Here is an 18,022-nt window from a genome sequence, read left to right on the forward strand (position 1 = left end):
GGAACAAGCAGCCGAAAATCCTAGTGCAATCAGCATTTCCTTCGAATTCGTCTGTAAATCGAATGTTATTTTCAAAAAAATACCCGGAAATCATGTCTGACTCCCGGGTTTGATATCACTTTGTTTTTGTATTCTATTTCTCTTCTGTCACTTCCGTTGCCGGTGAAATTCCGTTTTCATTGAAGGCTTCCACCGTAAAGTAATAAGGCTGATCGACATTCAAACTGCGAATATCGAGCGAATCTTTGCCATAAACCAGCCACGAATTATAAAGCTTGTCAGGAGCAATTCCCCAGCGCACATTGTATCCCTGTGCTTTGGATTGCGCTTTCCAGGTCAGGTGAGCATTGCGTCGATCGCTGTTACGCATTACGTCAAACTGTTTCACTTTTCCCGGTTTCTTCCCATTTCCGTTTCCGAAGATTCGTAATCCGGAAATGGCCAGGTAAGGCGTCGGCACGTGATAGCTGGTAAACCGGATGTAACGGGCCTTCGCCGGCTGAGCTAGTTGTACATAGTCGTTAGGAACGTCCTTGTGATTGTTCCGCTTATCAACAATAACGGACCAGGTCTTTCCATCGTTGGAGCCTTCGATTACGTATTGCTCATAAAGATTCTTTTGCCGGCCATAAATATTGGAATGATAATCATGGTAATTAACCTGTATGGCCCGAATGGTTGACACCGAGCCCAAATCCATCTTCAACCATTGAGGCTTGTCCATATTGGCGGCCACCCAGAATGTTTTCACGTGTTCGTCATTCACATGCTCCGGGACAAAATCCTTCAAATGCGACGATGCTTCGATCGGCTTGTTGTACGAAAGTAACATCCAACCAGTGAACTTTCCCTGCTCACCAGGCTCAGCCGGTGCATAATGCGGATAATCGCCGTAATTCATATTACAATGCATCAAACCGTCTTTATCGAAAAAGGTAGGAAACATGCCAATCCGGCGTTCGAATTTGTAATTCACTGAGATGTGCATGGTAGCGAAATGCCAGAGTACTTGGCCGGGTCCCTCAACCGTGCTTCCGTGACCGGCACCGTTAATGAAACCGCCCGGTTTGTAGCTAACCGGATTATTCGGCATATACGTGTACGGCCCCAGCGGCGAATCGGCTATATATACCCCGTCGGCGTAAGTATTCCACTCGGTACCCGGAGCCGCATATTGCATGTAATATTTGCCATTGTGCTTTGTCAGCCAGGCGCCTTCCATGTACCCGCTGAGTTTCGGATCATTATGATTCGGGCCGAAGCGCTCCCAACCATGCTTATCTTCGTGAAGTTTGAATAATTTGACGGTTTCCGATTTCTTGATAAAACGTTGTTTCGGGTCCAATTCCATCCCCCTAATGGGAAAAGTATTGGACGAGCCCCAAAACATGTAAGCTTTTCCATCATCATCCATGAAAAAGTCCGGGTCCTGCAGATTCCACAAAATGGCCGGTACGGCCTTCCAATCACCCTTTCGGGGATTGTCGGTATAGAGCAAACTCATATTCCCGGAAGGATCGCCGGTGACATACAGGATGGAATCTTTGTAGTTGTAGGCAGCCGGAGCATTGGAGCCCTGAAAATACCAATCCTGTGGCTTGATGAATTGCCAGTGAGTTAAATCGTCGGAGTACCAATAGCCCAGCGAGCGGGTGACGAACATGTAATATTTTCCACGAAAGGAAACTACAGCCGGATCGGCGCCCGAACGGTACGATATATTCCGGTGCGAATTGACAATCATGTAGGTGTAATCGATGTTGATCGGATTACAGTAGGTAACCGGCTGTTCAGCGGGCTCCTGACTCGGTTGGGCTTCTGCTTTAAATGCCATTGTGGATATCCCCAACACAAGAGCAGCAAAAACAAATAACTTTCTGGTTTTCATGTTGTGTTTCTTATTTTTCATAGGACAGATGAAGTGCATTCATCCAATATGCTATTGTACTTCAAAAATAACAGACATCGGGCATTTATCATTCACCAGCCTCGCTTTTCGTACCCCGATATCATGCTCAGGACAATTTATAGTGTTTACTTCTGCTATCACAACCATGTTACATTTTATTGTAAAACACCTATTTAGATTTCTTCTAATTGTCTGACCAGATAATAATTAGTAACTTTTTATTTCACCAAAATGACGGATAATGGCACTTAAAAACAAAGTTTTTAGCCTGGCCGTAAATACAGCAATTACTAACCGAATCTTCCGAAACATTGCTTCACAAAAACTGGACAGGTATCTACACAAAGCATTTCTAGCTGCTGAAAGTAATGCACTTCCCACCATGCTGGAGAAACGCTATCAGTTTGTTTCGGCTATGCTTCATGGCATCAAAAACAATCTGGATAAAGGCTACATATCTCCGGCCACGATGAAAAAAATGCTCAGTGTTTTTATTGGCGAAAACCTGAAGACCGACCGGCTTGAGAAAAAGAATGACGCGAGAGAAATTTACTTTCAAAAATACGGTGAATATCCGCCAGCCTTTTGCGTGCTGTCACCTACGCAAGCCTGTAACCTGAACTGCGACGGTTGCTATGCGGTGAGTGACGAGACGGCTAATCATCGTCTTTCATATGAAACCGTTCGGCATATCGTTAGAGATGTGCACGATATCTTTGGCAGCCGGTTTATGACCATTAGCGGCGGTGAGCCTTTCATTTATAAGGATTCAGGAAAAACATTGCTTGACCTGTTCGAAGAGTTCAACGATATGTTTTTCCTTATTTACACCAACGGCACACTAATTACCAAAGAAGTAGCACAACGGCTGGCACAACTGGGCAACGTAACACCTGCCATTTCGGTAGAAGGGTATCAACATCAAACCGATGAACGCAGAGGCACTGGCATTCATTCTCAAGTAGTGGATGCAATGGCTAATTTACGGGAGGCCGGCGTACCGTTTGGCATTTCGGTGACCGCGACGAAAAAGAATGTCAATATTTTGCTCGACGACTATTTCTACGATTACTTTTTTGGACAATTGGGTGCAACCTATATGTGGCAGTTCCAGATGATGCCGGTAGGTCGTGGAAAGGAATTGCTCGATTTGATGATTACGCCCCGTCAACGAGTCGAACTTTATCACATGTGGGAAAAACTTATCGAACAGAAGCGCTATTGTGTCGCCGATTTTTGGAACAGCGGTGCTTTAACTGAAGGTTGCCTGGCTTACGGGCGTTGGGGTGGTTATTTCTACATCAACTGGGATGGGAAGATCATGCCTTGCGTTTTCGTGCCTTTTTACCAGGATAACGTGAATGATTTGTATGCTGAAGGGAAAACACTAGCAGATGGACTGCACTCGAAACTGATGAGAAACGGCCGCAAATGGCAACATGAATATGGCTTCGAGAACGGACATCACCGGGAAAATATCCTCATGCCCTGTTCTATCAAAGACAATTTCGATAACTTCCGTAAGAATATCCTGCCGGATGAAGCCATCCCGGAAAATCCACAAGCAGAGGTAATTCGTACCGATGAAGAGTATTACCGGTTTCTGACTGAATACGACCGCGAACTCTCGCATCTGACAGAAGAAATCTGGCAAAAAACCTATCTGGCTTAGCCGAGAAAACAACAGAGACAAACCGATGGGTTTGCCTCTGTTTTGTACCCTGAGTTAATGCGACTCTACGAGCATTTTAGCCGGCTGTTTCCAAACTTCAGGTGTAATAACTTTCCCTTCCTTCGTTTTTAAATAGCGGCCATTTATCGCCATCTCAGTATTGAATAAAAGATCAGTAACACCAACGTCGAACGATTCATCACCCTTTTGGGCAACTTCCACTTCGTACCCGTTGAATGTCAGTATTGATTTGAGGTATTCGGCACGTTCGGAATTGACTGATTGTTCCACAATGGAACAGCGAACGTTATTGATTTCACCAACTTGATGATGTGTGTTAATAGCCATAACCTTTCATTTAAAGTTGTGAACTGATGCTGTCGATGTATTGATAGAATACACCGGCGAAGCCGAGTATGATAATACCAATCAAACAAACTGCCAACACAAAATTGGTTAGCAGACTCTTCTTGACGACAGGCATGCGTTCTTCTTCCTTATCGATGAACATCGCTTTTACCACCCGCAAATACGTGTATAACGATAGTACCAGGTTGATGGTTGCAAAGCCAAGCAGGACGTACATGCCCGAGCCCATTCCGGAAGTGAGCAGGAACAGCTTACCGAAGAATCCGGCTGTCGGTGGAACACCGGCCAGGGAAAATAATGCCACCGTAAAAATGATAGCATAAAATGGGTTCGATTTGTACAATCCCTTATAATCACTAATCGTTATTTTACCTGTTTCGTCTGAGATGGCTTCAACAATGCTAAAGAGCGCGATATTGCTCAACAGGTAAATGACCAGGAAGTAAACCACCGAGTCGGTTCCCATGTTGGATGCACCGGCAATACCAACCAGCACGAATCCAACCTGTGCAATAGATGAGAAGGCCAGGAAGCGCTTGAGGTTTTGCTGCCGCAAAGCGAAGATGTTTCCTACCGTCATACTCATAACCGAAAGCACACTGATAGCCAACAGCCACGCATTTTCCAGTTTCCCGAAAACGGTGTAAAGTACTGTAATGAAAATGAAGATAACCGAACCTTTCGATACGACGGCCAGGTAATTGGTGACCGGCGTCGGGGCTCCTTCGAAAACATCGGCCGTCCACATGTGGAATGGAACGATGGACATCTTGAAGGAGAATCCTGCCAGGATAAATACGAAAGCAGTCAGGGTTAAAGCATCTTCATGGATGTGCTGAATGATGGCATCGAAACCAAGGTTGCCAACCGCTCCGTACAACAGCGAAATCCCGAAAAGGGTAATTCCGGTAGAGAAAGCTGATGACAAAATGTATTTGACACCTGCTTCTGACGATTTCCGGCTGTCGGTGTTGAATGCAGCCAGTGCAGCCAGTGGCAATGACGAAAGTTCCAGTCCGAGGTACAATACCAAAATGTGACCACTGGAAAGCATCACATACATTCCCAGTACACTGGAGAACATGAGCATAAAAAACTCTGCCGGCCTTTTCGATTCAATAATCCACTGTTTCGCCGAAAAGGCAATCAGCAACAGTCCCAGGTTCAGGATATTCTTCTCCAGCACAATCAACGCTGTGGTGTGGTAAAATCCCTGAAACAGGTATCCATCTTTGATGGGGATAAATCCGGCCACAAAGTTGATGATGAGCATCACATTGACGATGTTCATGAAGCGTTCGGGCTTTTTGTCTACTCCCATGAGATTGAGGATGAACAGCACCACAATCATCAGGGAGATTAGCCATTCGAAACGCATGATTATAATTGATTCGTTAATCATCTTTCAATTGTATTCCGTTGTTAACATTGAAATTTTCTATCCTTTTTCCGAAGTCCACTCTTATCCTGCATGCAGATGGTTAAAAATTTCCTGAACATCGGCATTAATGAGATGCATGAAAAGGAACGGGGCCAAACCAATCAGCACAATGCCCACGATGAGAATCACTGCAGCCCAGCGTTCGTTCCAGCTGGCATCTTTCAATAAAGCGTATTCCTTTCGGGTAATGGTTCCCCAGATAGCGAACCCGGTTGCCCGGAGAATATACACGGCCGTAATCACAATGGAAGCAGCTGCCAGAATGGTAGCAACCCGATAGAAGATGCCGGTGTGCACCCACGAACCGACAAATACCGTCATCTCGGAAACGAAACCACTGAATCCAGGCAAACCAAGCGATGTTAAACCGGCAATGATGAAAACAGTCCCGATGAAAGGCATCTGCTTCAGTACACCGCCGAGCTCATTGCTCATTCGGGTGTGTGCCCGGTCGTATATCATTCCGATAGCAGCAAAGAAGAGGGCTGTCATGATCCCGTGGGATACCATCTGCAACACTGCTCCGGCGAAAGCCACCTTCGTAATCATCGCAACCCCCAGTACCACGAAACCAACGTGGCTTACCGATGAGTATGCGTTCATATATTTCAAATCCTTTTGCATCAATGTGGCCAAAGCGCCATAGAAGATAGCGATGGTGGCCAGGATGATGAAAATCCAGGAATATTCACGGGCCGCATCAGGCATCAGGTAAGTAGCGACACGCAGCAAACCGTAACCTCCGAGCTTCATGGAAATACCGGCCAGGAACATCGAAGCGGCTGTCGGCGCGGAAGAGTGACCATCGGGTGCCCACGTGTGAAACGGGAACATACCGGTGAACACCCCAAACCCGATGAAGGTGAGGAAATAGAGAATCACCTGCACATTCATGGGAAGATGCATGTGCGACAGCTTCATGATATCCCAGGTGTGCTCGCCGCCAAACCAGCCTGAAGCGAAGTAAAGTCCGACAATTCCCAGGAAGACCAAAGCCGAACCGGTCATCAGCATCAAAGCCAGTTTCATGGCATTGTTCTCTTTCTTTCCGGTTCCCCAGATCCCAATAAGGAGATATTTGGGAATCACCGCCAGTTCGAGGAAGAAGAACATGGAAAACAGGTTGAGCGAAATAAAGAAGCCATATGCTCCAACACTCAACAGCAACAGCATGAAGAAAAACTCTTTCACCTGCTTCTCTATTTTCCAGGAAACCAACACACCGGCCAAAACAACGACCGCAGTCAGTAAAATCATCACCAGCGATATGCCATCCACACCAATGTGATAGTTGATGCCTAACGGCCGAAACCAGGCACGTGATGATTCGAACAGCATTTGTGCTGTTGCTCCGGCATGGCGTAACGAAACATATTGTGCCGTCAGCCAACTGGCAAAAATCACCTGAAGCGCACTTCCTGCCAGCGTAATTTTCCGGATGAGTTGATCGCTTTTAACCAGCAGAATACCTACGACGGTCAAAAGCGGTATGAGTATCAGTAGAGACAGAATATTCATCGTTATGCGAATTTATAGAGTAACAACACCACCAGAAGCAGTACGCCACCAAAGAAATACATGGTGTAAGCCTGCAGTTTTCCGGATTGAACACGCTTAATGGCATGCGACAAAGCAATCGTCAGACTACCGGTTTTTTGAACCGTACCGTCAACTACATTGCGGTCGAACCAGGCTGACGGCCTTCCCATCAGTTTGAAGACAATCTTTTTGGTGATAAACAAGTATATTTCGTCAATATAGAATTTCCGGTAAGCAGCGCGGTAGAAACCTCCCAGCGCGTTAACAATCCGTTGCGGTACATCCGATTCTTTCCGGTAAAGAATAGCGGCAGCCACAATACTCAGGACACCTAATCCTACCGGGAGAATGATATGGCTCAGTTCGATAGGCAGTTCCAGTGGTTTTCCTGTGGCACTAACAAAATCACCGAAAGGAATAAATCCGCCAAATACTGCTCCGACCGCCAGTAACATCATCGGGATCATCATGGCCCACTCGCCTTTCTCATGGTTATGTGCATGAGCATCGGGTGTTTTATGCCAGAAAATCATAAAGTACAAGCGGAAGATGTAGAAGGCAGTCAACGTACCGGCAATCAATCCAACCCAGTAGATGAGCTGATTACTTTGTTCTGCTGCGCTAAAAATGGCTTCCTTACTAAAGAATCCTGCAAAAGGAGGAATTCCCGAAATGGCCAGAGCTGCCAGCAAGAAGGTAATATGCGTAATGGGCATCGACTTCCGCAAGCCTCCCATATCTTTCATCTCATTACTGTGAACGGCATGAATGATAGCACCGGCACCCAGGAAGAGCAATGCTTTAAAAGAGGCATGGGTGAAGAGGTGGAACATACCGGCAGTAAAGCCTTCTGTTTTGCCGGGTCCCCATCCGGCTACTCCCAACGCAAACAGCATAAAGCCAATCTGCGAAATGGTTGAATAAGCCAGCACCTTCTTGATATCGGTTTGTGTACAGGCAATCGTAGCAGCAAACAGTGCGGTAAATGCTCCCACGTAACCGACAACGGTCAAAGCATCGGGTGCACCCACAGCAAATATCGGGAACAGACGGGCTACCAGATAGACTCCGGCCACTACCATCGTTGCGGCGTGAATCAAAGCCGAAATCGGTGTAGGACCTTCCATGGCATCGGGTAACCAGATGTGGAATGGAAACATCGCCGACTTACCGGCACCGCCAATGAAGACCAGAATCAGTGCCCAGGTCAGCGTACTCATGCCCAGGAACGACGCTCCGGTCATGGCTACCAAATAGGAGGAACCCGGATGTGAGAGTCGTTCAATCAGGGTAAAGAAATCGTAGCTGTGTGCGCCATAGCCCAGCATCAGGATACCAATCAGGAAACCCAGATCGGCAAAGCGGGTAACGATAAACGCTTTCTTGGCAGCAGCCACAGCCGACGGACGACTGAAATAGAACCCAATGAGCAGATACGATGAAACTCCTACCAGCTCCCAGAAAATGTACATCTGGAAGATATTGGTCGAAAGCACTAGTCCCAGCATGGAAAAGGTGAACAATCCGAGGTAAGCATAATAGGTGGTATACCGCTCCTCCCCTTTCATATAACCCAAACTGTAAACGTGCACCATCGTAGAAACAAACGTAACGACCAGCAACATCATTACAGAAATGGGATCGAGAACCAGTCCCAGATTAATCGATAAATCCGTATTAAACGGCAACCAGTTCAGTTGTGCCGTCAGGTACGGGATGAATTCACCTCCTTGCTTACCGATAACGAAAAAGTAATCGTAAGCAGTTACCAGCGCAAGAACCAGCGAAGCTCCTAGAATCACCGAGCCAATCACTCCAGAGAAGCGGACCGAAATATGTTTTCCGGCCAGTCCCAGCAACAGGAAGCTGAGCAACGGCAATAACGGTATGAGTAGTACAATATTATCTAAAGTCATAGCTTAGAATTTCATGGTGTCAACTTCCTCAACATCGACTGTGTTAAACTTGCGGAACAGGTTGATGATAATGGCAATGGCCAGCGAAACCTCTGCCGCAGCTACCGCGATGATAAAGAGGGTGAAAAATATTCCTTCCAGCTGATTCGGAAACAGGTACTTGTTGAACGCGATAAAATTGATGTTCACGCTGTTCAGAATCAATTCCACCGACATGAGCATGGTAATCATGTTACGCCGGGTGAAAAATCCATAAATCCCCAGGAAAAACAGGGCCGAACTGAGAATCAGCAAATGTGCTAATGGTACTTGTTCCATAACGTTATTTCTTTTGAATTTTCACTGCAATCACAATACATCCCACCAGTGCCGCCAGCAGCAAAAAGCTGACAATCTCAAACGGGTAAACATATCCGTGGTGATGGTAATCGAGCATCTGCCGTCCAATGCTTCGGGCTGAATGATCGATTCCTGCCTCAGTCGTTACTTTGAATGCAGTCTTATAAAAGACTCCCAACACGACAATCAGACCGAAAGCAGCCATGCTGGCTCCTGCCACAATTCGTTTGAAAAGGGGCTTCGGCAGCTTGTCTCCTGCCTGGTGTGTCAGGAAAATCGAAAAGATAATCAGGACGATAATCCCGCCTACGTAGATTAACACCTGCAGTGCCGCGATGAAATCCATGTTCATCAGGATATAAATTCCGGCAATTCCAATTAAGGAAAATAGTAGGTATATCGCCGCGCGGAATATCTTCCGGGTAAAAACGCTCATCGCACCAAAAACAAGCACAAGAGCCGAAACGATATAAAATATGATGGTTGATGCACTCATTTCTTTGCGCTTTTTAGTTTTGAACCAGGTTGATTGAGCACCTTGGTAAGTACTTTCCGGTCGTAAACCGAATGTTCGAAGGCGTTGGACATTTTAATCGCATCCTGCGGGCATGCATCGATGCATTGGCCACAAAACGTGCAAAGTCCCAGGTGATAGACCCACTTGTCCAATTCCTTTTTCTTTTTGCCCTCCGGCGTTACCACCTGTTGTGTAATGATTTTGATAGAACCGTTAGGGCAGTTCATCTCACAAATGGTACAGCCAGTACACAAGTGCTCGTTATTCTCGTCGTGCGGAAGAACCACTTCGCCCTGAAACCGGTCAGGAATGTATAGGGTGTCGCGGTTTTCCGGATATTGTTCCGTCAGGATCTTCTTCGGATGCACCAGGTAGTGCCCGGTGAGCATCATCCCTTTCCAGAGAGAAGAAAACCCGTACCAGATTGCTCTGAAATATTGATATATGCTATTCATCTTACCCTCCTTCATTTACAGATACCATCCCATCAGGGCAATGAATGCCGCAAACAGAACATTGATTATACTTACGGGAAGCAGGTATTTCCACTCCAGTTTCAACAGCTGGTCGATACGCAGTCGCGGGAAAGTCCAACGGAACCACACAATCAGGAACAGGATGAAGAATGTCTTGCCGAAGAACCAGACAATTCCGGGAATGTAATCCATGAAATGGTTTAATCCTTCGAGTCCCGCAATGTGGAACGGCATCCAGCCTCCGAGGAAAACAGTAGCTGCTACCATCGACAACACGAACATGTTGGTATATTCCGAAAGGAAGAACATAGCGAACTGCATTCCCGAATATTCGGTGTGGTAACCGGCTGTCAACTCCGACTCGGCTTCCGCAAGGTCGAAAGGTGCCCGGTTCAGCTCTGCTGTACTGGTAATAATGAAGGTTACGAAGGCGATAATTACCGGAATGTGTCCTTTAATCACCCACCAGCCGTCGGCTTGCGCCTGAACAATGCCGGAAATACTCAATGTTCCGCTCATCATCACGACAACAATCAGTGCAAGTCCGCCCGATAGTTCGTAGCTCACAATCTGCGCTCCGCTTCGCATGGCGCCCAGCAACGAGTATTTGTTGTTGCTCGACCAGCCGGCCATCAAAATCCCAATCACCGAAAGGGAACTGACCGCGGTAATATAAAATACCCCGATATTGATGTCCCAAAGCTGAATGCCCCTGGCAAACGCAATGGGCACTATCGTCATGAAGCTCACAATGGTCACCACAAACGGCGCCAGCTTGAACATCATCTTATCGGAATTCGTCGGGACTAAACACTCTTTCAATAAAAGCTTCATCACATCGGCAATAGCCTGCAGCGATCCGTACTTTCCGACGCGCATCGGGCCAAGCCTCATCTGCATGAACCCGGCCAGTTTCCGCTCAGCGTAAACCATCAGAACGGCCATCGCTACTACCAGCAGAATCACAGCAACTCCGGCCAGCACCAGCTCGATTCCAAACGCTACGTGCGGATGGAAAATGCTGTTCAGCCAACTGTCAATGGCCCGGGTTATTTCTAATAATGATATGGATAATTGCATTTGTATCGTATTATCTTATCTGTCGATATCTGGAATAATTAAATCAAGCGTGGCCATCATCGAAACCATGTCACCGATTTTAGCGCCCTTCAACATCGGCCGCAAGGCATTCAGGTTCGAGAAGTTGGGCGTCCGGAACCTGACACGATACGGCTCTTTTTTGCCGTCGCTCACGATGTAAACGCCCAGCTCGCCACGAGCTGTTTCCACCCGCTGATAATATTCGCCGGCAGGCAATTTCACTACTCCTTTCAGCTTCTCACGGTAACTTCCTTCCGGGATGTTGTCGATGAGTTGCTCGATGATGCGAATCGACTGCTCCATCTCCGCAATGCGCAGCCAGTAACGGGCAAAGTTGTCGCCCTTGTCATTCAAAACTTCCTCGAAATCAACCTTGTCGTAACCATCGTAGGGATGCAATTTGCGAACATCGCACTTCACGCCGGAGGCGCGGGCGACGGGACCAGTACAACCTAATGAGATAGCATCTTCGGCGGTCAGTTTTCCAACGCCGCGGGTACGGGCCTGCAAAATGGCGTTGCCGGTCAGCAACTGATCGTATTCGTGGAGGTTGCCTTTCAGCTGTTCAATCAGCTTTTTCACCTTTTTCACGAAATCGGGATGCAGGTCATTCACAACCCCACCCGGTGTGATGTAATTCATCGTCAGGCGTGAGCCACAGGTTTCCTCGAAGATTTCCAGAATCATTTCGCGTTCGCGGAAAGCGTAGAAGAAAGGCGAAACAGCACCGAGGTCGAGTCCCAGTGCTCCCCACCACAACTGGTGCGATGCCAGACGGCTCAACTCGGCCATCAGTACGCGGATAACCTGCGCACGTGGCGGTGCTTCAACCTGCAGGCCTTTCTCAATAGCCAGCGAACAGGCCTGGTTGTTCATATGCGCCGAAAGGTAATCCATCCGGCTGGTGAGGTAGATAAACTGTTTGTAGCCCAGTGCCTCCGACATTTTCTCGATGCCGCGGTGGATATACCCGAGGTGAGGCTTCGAATCGATGATGTCCTCACCGTCAAGCCACAGTTCCAGGCGTAATACTCCGTGCGTGGAAGGGTGCTGTGGACCAACGTTGATGACAAATTCGTCGCGTTTGATATCTTTTGTTTCCATAACAGTCAATTACAGGGATATAACATCGTCGTCCTGGTAATCCTTCCGAAGCGGATAACCTTTCCATTCGTTACTCATGAAAATGCGTCGCAAATGCGGATGTCCCGAGAAGCGAATGCCGAACAAGTCCCAGATTTCGTTCTCGTACATTTCGGCAGCTTTCCACAGCGGCTCCACCGACGGCAGCTCAGCATGGTCTCTGTCTTCCAGCTTAACCTTAATCTCCAAATCGTGGCGGTATGTAGTGGAAGTCATGTGGTAAACCATTTCAAAATGCGTTTGCCAATCGATAGCTGTTTCATCAAAAAGGAAATCGAATTTCGTGGCTTCGTCTTCCTTCAGCTTTTTAGCCACTTCAAAAATCTCATCCTTTTCCACCCAAAGCACAGGAAAATCGATGTTCTCTTCCTGCGTCATTCCCGGAAAGGTTTTCTCCAGGTAACTTTTCAGTTCTTCTTTAGTCATCGTTTTCCTTCTTTTTCGGTTTGTCAATCACATAAGCTCTCGAATGCCTGATTTTCTCCTGCAGCTTCATCATACCTTCCAGTAGCGCTTCGGGACGAGGAGGACAACCCGGGATGTACACATCCACCGGGATGATATTATCCACGCCTTTCACAACCGTATAGGAGTTGTAGAAGAAAGGCCCGCCGGTAATGGTGCAGGCCCCCATGGCAATTACATATTTCGGTTCGGGCATCTGGTTGTACAGACGTTTCAGCACCGGTGCCATCTTCTTGGTAATGGTTCCCGCTACAATAATCAGGTCGGCCTGACGAGGAGTAGCACGTGCTACTTCGAAGCCAAACCGCGACCAGTCGTACTTAGCCGATGCCGCTGACATCATTTCGATGGCGCAACAGCTGGTTCCGAAAGTAAGCGGCCAAAGCGAGTTGCTTCGTGCCCAGTTACTCAGCTTATCGATATTCGAAACCAGGAAGTTGGTATTCCCCGACTCATCTTCGTAAATCTCGCCGGGAAACGGTTCGGGATTTTTATTTACATCCATGACAGGGCTTTCTTTTTATGGGCATATAACAGGCCCAGGAATAACACCAACACAAAAAATACAATCTCGATGAAGGCAACCATGCCAATTTCCTTGAACACGACGGCCCAGGGATAGAGAAAGGCTATCTCCACATCGAACAATAGAAACACGAGGGCGAACAAATAGTAGCCCACATGAAACTGAACCCATGTTGTGCCCTGCGTTTCCATGCCGCATTCGTACGCCTCACCCTTTTCGGGATTATATCGCTTGAGCGAAAGCTTGTTGCCCAATCCAATTGCCAGTGCGGCAAAAGCGAAACCGCAGAACATTAACAGTAGAATAGATACACTGCCCATGTTGTATAAATTTTTATTGATAAATGATGATTCACTGAAATCGGAATACCGGGTTGGGAATTCCATCAGATTGTTCTTCCCGGGAAAAAGAGATATCCGGCGAAGAATGATGATCCGAACAGTCGGATCAGATCATAAGTGACTTATAAAAGAAGGGATTCAATGAAATAGATGAAATCATCCGTTTCATTGAGCGGGACGGTATGCATCGCATGATCACTGAACGAACAGGTAACCGATTCCAGTTCCGTGTTCAAATCACGCTTCAGCACTACGAAATTTTTAAGGAGTTGAACTTCCAATTCCTGCTTGTTCTCGTCAACGCAAGTCAGAGCAGCAGGATCCGGCTCTTCGGTGAAGAAACCATGAGAAGTGGAACTATTGGCCATTTCAGGACTCCTGAATTCGGCCACGCGTTTTCTTGTCGAAAGCTCGTGTACCGCGTTGGTAAAATGAGCATACCCCACTGCGATTGGTATCAGCAGTAATAAAATGGCAATGATATTTTTAATCGCTTTCCTCACTTCTCAATCAATAACTCAGCTGCAAGTTTAACACAAATTGAAAGCCACTACACCCTGATTTAGTTATTTTTAACCATTCTAAGTAATGATAATTTATATCAACAAAACACACAGGCAATCATAAAGTCATTAATTTCAATAAATTAAATAACACAACACATCCATATACCTGCAAGGTTTCATATTGGAGACTGCTATTTATCATATCAGTATTACGATTTGAGTAATCTCTAATTGTCGCTACTCTGTCATCCCAAATGACTGTCACTTATTTTATCCCACCCTCTTCGAAAAAAAGCAATCTCCTTACCATCCACTCTCCGTTGTGACCTCAGACAAACATGAAAAGGCAAATTCCCGGCTTCGAATTGCCCCCGGGCAGATTCGAAAACTTTTATTGGATGAGTTCAATCTGATCAACTTCAAAATTCCTTTAGAATTGAAAATTACGTTTGAGTCGTAATCAAAATTCAGGAAATTATGAAAACGACTTTTGTATTGCTCGCCTTTTTAGGGATGAGTCTTTGTGCGCATGCACAAAAAGCGGTATTACCGAATGCCGTAGCCGATGCTTTCTCGCAGAAATTCCCCAATGCACAAAAAGTGCACTGGAACCAGGAAGAAGCCGATGAATGGGAAGCTGAATTCTATTTGAACGGAACAGAAACTTCCGCGTCATTCAATCCTGCCGGGAACTGGCTGGAAACCGAGACCGAAATCAGCAGACGTTCCCTTCCAACAGCGGTGAAGAATACGTTGGCCAGTCAGTTTGCCGGCTACAAAACAGGAGAAGTCGCCATCATCGATTCACCCACTTTTTCCGGTTACGAAATTGAGCTGAAAAAGAAAGAGCAGGCTCTGGAAGTACAGGTGACCAAAGAAGGTGTACTGAAACATAAACGAATTTTGAAAGACGGAGAGGATAACGATTAATCCATGGCGCATTATTTCCTGTTGAAACGAACTTGCTTTTCCTGTACAAGTCGCTAACGAAACCGGATAACCCAACTTAAGTGATGCCTGTGTTGAAGTAATGTTCAATTGATGAAACAGACAATGAATTGGAAAAAGGCCCTTCCGGTTTCGGTGGTGGTTTTTATGCTCACCATTTCGACCGGGTACGGCCAGTTGAGCATCAGTATGGGATATGGCCTGCAAATTCCCGGTAGGCAGGATTTAAAGTTCAGGTACTACGAAAATGGGGTTCTGATGAAAAATCTGAAGACATCGAAGGCCATATCATCGTGGTCTCCGGTGTCGAACCTCAGCGTAACCTATTGGCACCATAAGATCGGATTTGATGTTAGCTATCTGAAATGGGAAAACAAGAGCCGTGGCGTTCGCTTTCTCACCGACGAAACCCCACCGTTCACAAAAATGGAACAGTCGCGGAACCTGTTTTTGTTGAGTTTCCTTTCCAAAACCCGGAATCCTTTTCGGAAAAAAGGAGCTGAAGACAATGGCAGCTATGGTTACTGGGGCGCAGGAATCGGCGCCGGAATTACCGAAACGAATCCTGGAATGTTCCGCAGTGTGAAGCTGGCCATGCAGCTCTTGTACGGCGTTTCCATTAAACTGAATTCCCACGTCCGCTTTTTTACCGAGGCCAAATACCTGCTCGCTCACGACGCCGACAATGCTCCGCCATCCACCTTCACCGGCTGGAAAGTGGACACGTCGGGGCACCCGTTCCCGCTTCGTCCGCATCCGCACCTCGATACCCGGTTTTATAATCTGCAGTTCGGACTTCGCTTCCTGTTATGATTTCCCTTTCACTTATCACAGAATAGTTAACGATGAAAATAATCCGATTTAGCCTGCTCGTGTTGCTTTTGTCCGGTAGCAAAATGGTCATGGCACAATCAGCAAAGCAGGAAGATTTTAGACCGCACGGAAAGGCCGTCGTGCAGGTCTTCAGCAATTTTACCTATCGGCTGAGTAACTTCAAAGGCAAACCATCGTTCGACATATCGCGGGCTTACCTGGGATATGAATATGCTTTCAGCCAGCGGTTCTCGGGCAAGGTGATTTTCGACGCGGGCAGCCCCGATACGAGTGGCATCAAGTTGAATGCCGTATTGAAGAACGCTTACCTGCAGTACCACAACAATAACCTGAAGTTCCGGTTTGGCGTCATCCCAACCAGTGAGTTTCGGTTGCAGGAGAAATTCTGGGGACACCGCTATGTCGCGCGCACATTTATGGATGCATATCACTTTGGCCCGGAAGCCGACCTGGGGGCTTCACTTGCGTGGAAATGGTCGCCCTATGTGCAGTTCGATGCGTCGGTGCTGAATGGCGAAGGTTATCAAAAGCTGCAGCAGGACAGCGCCCTGCAATATACCGCCGGGTTAACCATCCAACCAGTGAAGAAACTGTATGCCCGCTTCTACTTCGACTACATGAAGAAAGGGGTCTCGCAGAATACCTACTCAGCTTTCCTGGGGTATGCCGGAACGAAAGTAACCGCCGGACTCGAGTACAATTATCAGTTGGCGCATGCCAATGTGAACGATCAGGACCGTTCGGGGATTTCACTCTATGCCACAATGAAACTAAAAAAACATTCCAACCTCTTCGTCCGGTACGATAAGCTCTGGTCGAAGCGAAACGATGGTGCGCTGGATGGCTGGGATGTGCTGGCCGACGGAAGGCTCTACCTGGCCGGAATTGAATTTCACCCGGCAAAGGGAGTAACGATTTCGCCCAACATGAGTGGCTGGTATCCGGTTCACGATACCCATCACATTGTTAGCCGGTTCAACCTGAGTCTACAATTCAAATTCTGATGTTGATCCAATTCATAATCCATGAATGAGCATAGTAATTACTTATCATCCATAAATCCATTTAAAATGATGAATCGAATTGTGTTATTTTTTCTTCTGAGCATGTTCATTGGTCAGGCTCAGGCTTCCAATGATTTCAGGAAGGCATTAGGTGATGATGATCAAACCGGAAGCCAGTTGATCCACGACTTCCATATGCATACGGCACAGTACACCGATGTGGTCCGGTACTGGCAGGCAAGTCGTTCCCGGGATAGTCTGCAGACGGTTACCCGGACCAAAGCGCACTATATTCTGAAGAAAGCCATTCTTCCTACCGGTCTGATAGCTGCCGGACTGGTGACCATGGCGGTTCCCCGGCAAACGGTGCTCAGCAAGTACCGCATTCACAACACCATGCATGGCTGGAACCCGACATTTCACACCTCGGCCGACAATTATCTGCAATTTGCACCGGCTGTTGTGACATTGGGACTGGGAGCGATGGGCGTGAAAGGACGCAACGATTTTCTGAACCAAAGTCTGCTTTTTACCAAGGCCGAACTGCTGATGTCGGTAGTGGTGTATGGCATCAAGCATGCTACGCGGGTGGAGCGGCCCTATGGAGGCGTGTTTACTTCCTTCCCGTCGGGGCATACGGCGCAGGCGTTCCTGTCGGCTACCTTCCTGGCCAAGGAATACGGGCATATTTCGCCCTGGATTAGTGTAGCCGGGTATGCAACGGCTACTGGTGTGGGCGTGTTGCGTATGATGAATAACAAACACTGGATTTCGGATGTACTGGCTGGTGCAGGCGTGGGAATTCTCTCGGTGGAGTTCGTTTACCTGACGCATCAGCACCGCTGGGGAAAGAAGCGGAACCTGGTGTTCGCCCCAACATTGTATCAAAAAGGCGGTGGCGTTTCCATGGCGATGACGTTTTAGAAAGCTGTTTACTAAAACAAGTTAACAACTCCAGCCGCGGTGATAGGCTTAA

Annotated in this window: 19 protein-coding genes; 5 read left to right on the plus strand and 14 right to left on the minus strand. The window is 47.2% G+C overall.

Features of this window, described 5'->3' with window-relative positions; translation table 11 throughout:
• Positions 1–133: 133 nt before the first annotated feature.
• Entirely contained in the window at positions 134–1,888 is a 1,755-nt protein-coding gene (locus tag AC060N_RS13105; RefSeq protein WP_479524199.1) for a family 43 glycosylhydrolase, read from the minus strand.
• A 262-nt stretch (positions 1,889–2,150) separates the two neighbouring features.
• Here AC060N_RS13105 and AC060N_RS13110 point away from each other — a divergent pair, with 262 nt between their 5' ends.
• Entirely contained in the window at positions 2,151–3,581 is a 1,431-nt protein-coding gene (locus tag AC060N_RS13110) for a radical SAM/SPASM domain-containing protein (RefSeq protein ID WP_479524200.1), read from the plus strand.
• A gap of 54 nt (positions 3,582–3,635) precedes the next feature.
• On the opposite strand, the gene AC060N_RS13115 is transcribed toward AC060N_RS13110, so the two are convergent.
• From AC060N_RS13115 to AC060N_RS13175, 13 genes are all read right to left on the minus strand, one after another.
• Positions 3,636–3,929 (minus strand): hypothetical protein, encoded by a 294-nt coding sequence (locus tag AC060N_RS13115; protein WP_106543879.1) that lies wholly within the window; start codon positions 3,927–3,929, stop codon positions 3,636–3,638.
• Between the two features lie 10 nt (positions 3,930–3,939).
• Entirely contained in the window at positions 3,940–5,352 is a 1,413-nt protein-coding gene (locus tag AC060N_RS13120) for an NADH-quinone oxidoreductase subunit N (RefSeq protein WP_479524201.1), read from the minus strand.
• Between the two features lie 60 nt (positions 5,353–5,412).
• Complete coding sequence (locus AC060N_RS13125; protein ID WP_479524202.1) at positions 5,413–6,909, minus strand: complex I subunit 4 family protein; 1,497 nt, start codon at positions 6,907–6,909, stop codon at positions 5,413–5,415.
• A gap of 2 nt (positions 6,910–6,911) precedes the next feature.
• Positions 6,912–8,846 (minus strand): NADH-quinone oxidoreductase subunit L, encoded by a 1,935-nt coding sequence (nuoL, locus tag AC060N_RS13130; protein WP_479524203.1) that lies wholly within the window; start codon positions 8,844–8,846, stop codon positions 6,912–6,914.
• Positions 8,847–8,849: 3 nt separating this feature from the next.
• Positions 8,850–9,164, minus strand: a complete 315-nt coding sequence (gene nuoK / locus AC060N_RS13135) for an NADH-quinone oxidoreductase subunit NuoK (protein WP_106543883.1) — start codon at positions 9,162–9,164, stop codon at positions 8,850–8,852.
• A gap of 4 nt (positions 9,165–9,168) precedes the next feature.
• Positions 9,169–9,681 (minus strand): NADH-quinone oxidoreductase subunit J family protein, encoded by a 513-nt coding sequence (locus AC060N_RS13140; protein ID WP_106543884.1) that lies wholly within the window; start codon positions 9,679–9,681, stop codon positions 9,169–9,171.
• Positions 9,678–10,157, minus strand: coding sequence for a 4Fe-4S binding protein (locus AC060N_RS13145; RefSeq protein WP_106543885.1), 480 nt, complete (start codon positions 10,155–10,157; stop codon positions 9,678–9,680). Before AC060N_RS13145 ends, AC060N_RS13140 begins: the two co-directional genes overlap by 4 nt.
• Before the next feature lie 15 nt (positions 10,158–10,172).
• On the minus strand, positions 10,173–11,258 hold the full coding sequence (nuoH, locus tag AC060N_RS13150; RefSeq protein ID WP_479524204.1) for an NADH-quinone oxidoreductase subunit NuoH: 1,086 nt from the start codon (positions 11,256–11,258) through the stop codon (positions 10,173–10,175).
• A gap of 15 nt (positions 11,259–11,273) precedes the next feature.
• Positions 11,274–12,383 carry an NADH-quinone oxidoreductase subunit D gene (locus AC060N_RS13155; protein WP_106543887.1) on the minus strand — a complete coding sequence of 370 codons (1,110 nt, stop codon included), beginning with the start codon at positions 12,381–12,383 and terminating at the stop codon, positions 11,274–11,276.
• A 9-nt stretch (positions 12,384–12,392) separates the two neighbouring features.
• The gene (locus AC060N_RS13160) at positions 12,393–12,848 is read right to left on the minus strand and encodes an NADH-quinone oxidoreductase subunit C (protein ID WP_479524205.1); all 456 of its coding nucleotides are present in this window, start codon (positions 12,846–12,848) and stop codon (positions 12,393–12,395) included.
• Positions 12,841–13,392: an NADH-quinone oxidoreductase subunit B gene (locus AC060N_RS13165; protein ID WP_153639657.1), complete on the minus strand. Its 552-nt coding sequence runs from the start codon at positions 13,390–13,392 to the stop codon at positions 12,841–12,843. Before AC060N_RS13165 ends, AC060N_RS13160 begins: the two co-directional genes overlap by 8 nt.
• The gene (locus tag AC060N_RS13170) at positions 13,383–13,733 is read right to left on the minus strand and encodes an NADH-quinone oxidoreductase subunit A (RefSeq protein WP_106543890.1); all 351 of its coding nucleotides are present in this window, start codon (positions 13,731–13,733) and stop codon (positions 13,383–13,385) included. The genes AC060N_RS13165 and AC060N_RS13170 overlap by 10 nt, the downstream gene beginning before the upstream one ends.
• 143 nt (positions 13,734–13,876) lie before the next feature.
• Positions 13,877–14,257, minus strand: a complete 381-nt coding sequence (locus AC060N_RS13175) for a hypothetical protein (RefSeq protein WP_106543891.1) — start codon at positions 14,255–14,257, stop codon at positions 13,877–13,879.
• 480 nt (positions 14,258–14,737) lie between these two features.
• On the opposite strand from AC060N_RS13175, the gene AC060N_RS13180 reads away from it, so the two are divergent.
• The 4 genes from AC060N_RS13180 (at position 14,738) to AC060N_RS13195 (ending at position 17,970) form a co-directional block, all read left to right on the plus strand.
• A complete protein-coding gene (locus tag AC060N_RS13180; RefSeq protein WP_479524206.1) occupies positions 14,738–15,190 on the plus strand; it encodes a PepSY-like domain-containing protein in 453 nt (150 codons plus the stop codon).
• 123 nt (positions 15,191–15,313) lie between these two features.
• On the plus strand, positions 15,314–16,021 hold the full coding sequence (locus tag AC060N_RS13185; protein WP_479524207.1) for a hypothetical protein: 708 nt from the start codon (positions 15,314–15,316) through the stop codon (positions 16,019–16,021).
• A 32-nt stretch (positions 16,022–16,053) separates the two neighbouring features.
• Positions 16,054–17,046 carry a hypothetical protein gene (locus AC060N_RS13190; protein ID WP_479524208.1) on the plus strand — a complete coding sequence of 331 codons (993 nt, stop codon included), beginning with the start codon at positions 16,054–16,056 and terminating at the stop codon, positions 17,044–17,046.
• Between the two features lie 66 nt (positions 17,047–17,112).
• Entirely contained in the window at positions 17,113–17,970 is an 858-nt protein-coding gene (locus tag AC060N_RS13195) for a phosphatase PAP2 family protein (protein ID WP_479524209.1), read from the plus strand.
• The last annotated feature ends 52 nt before the right edge of the window (positions 17,971–18,022 follow it).

This window comes from Prolixibacter sp. DSM 2831 (assembly GCF_056493735.1).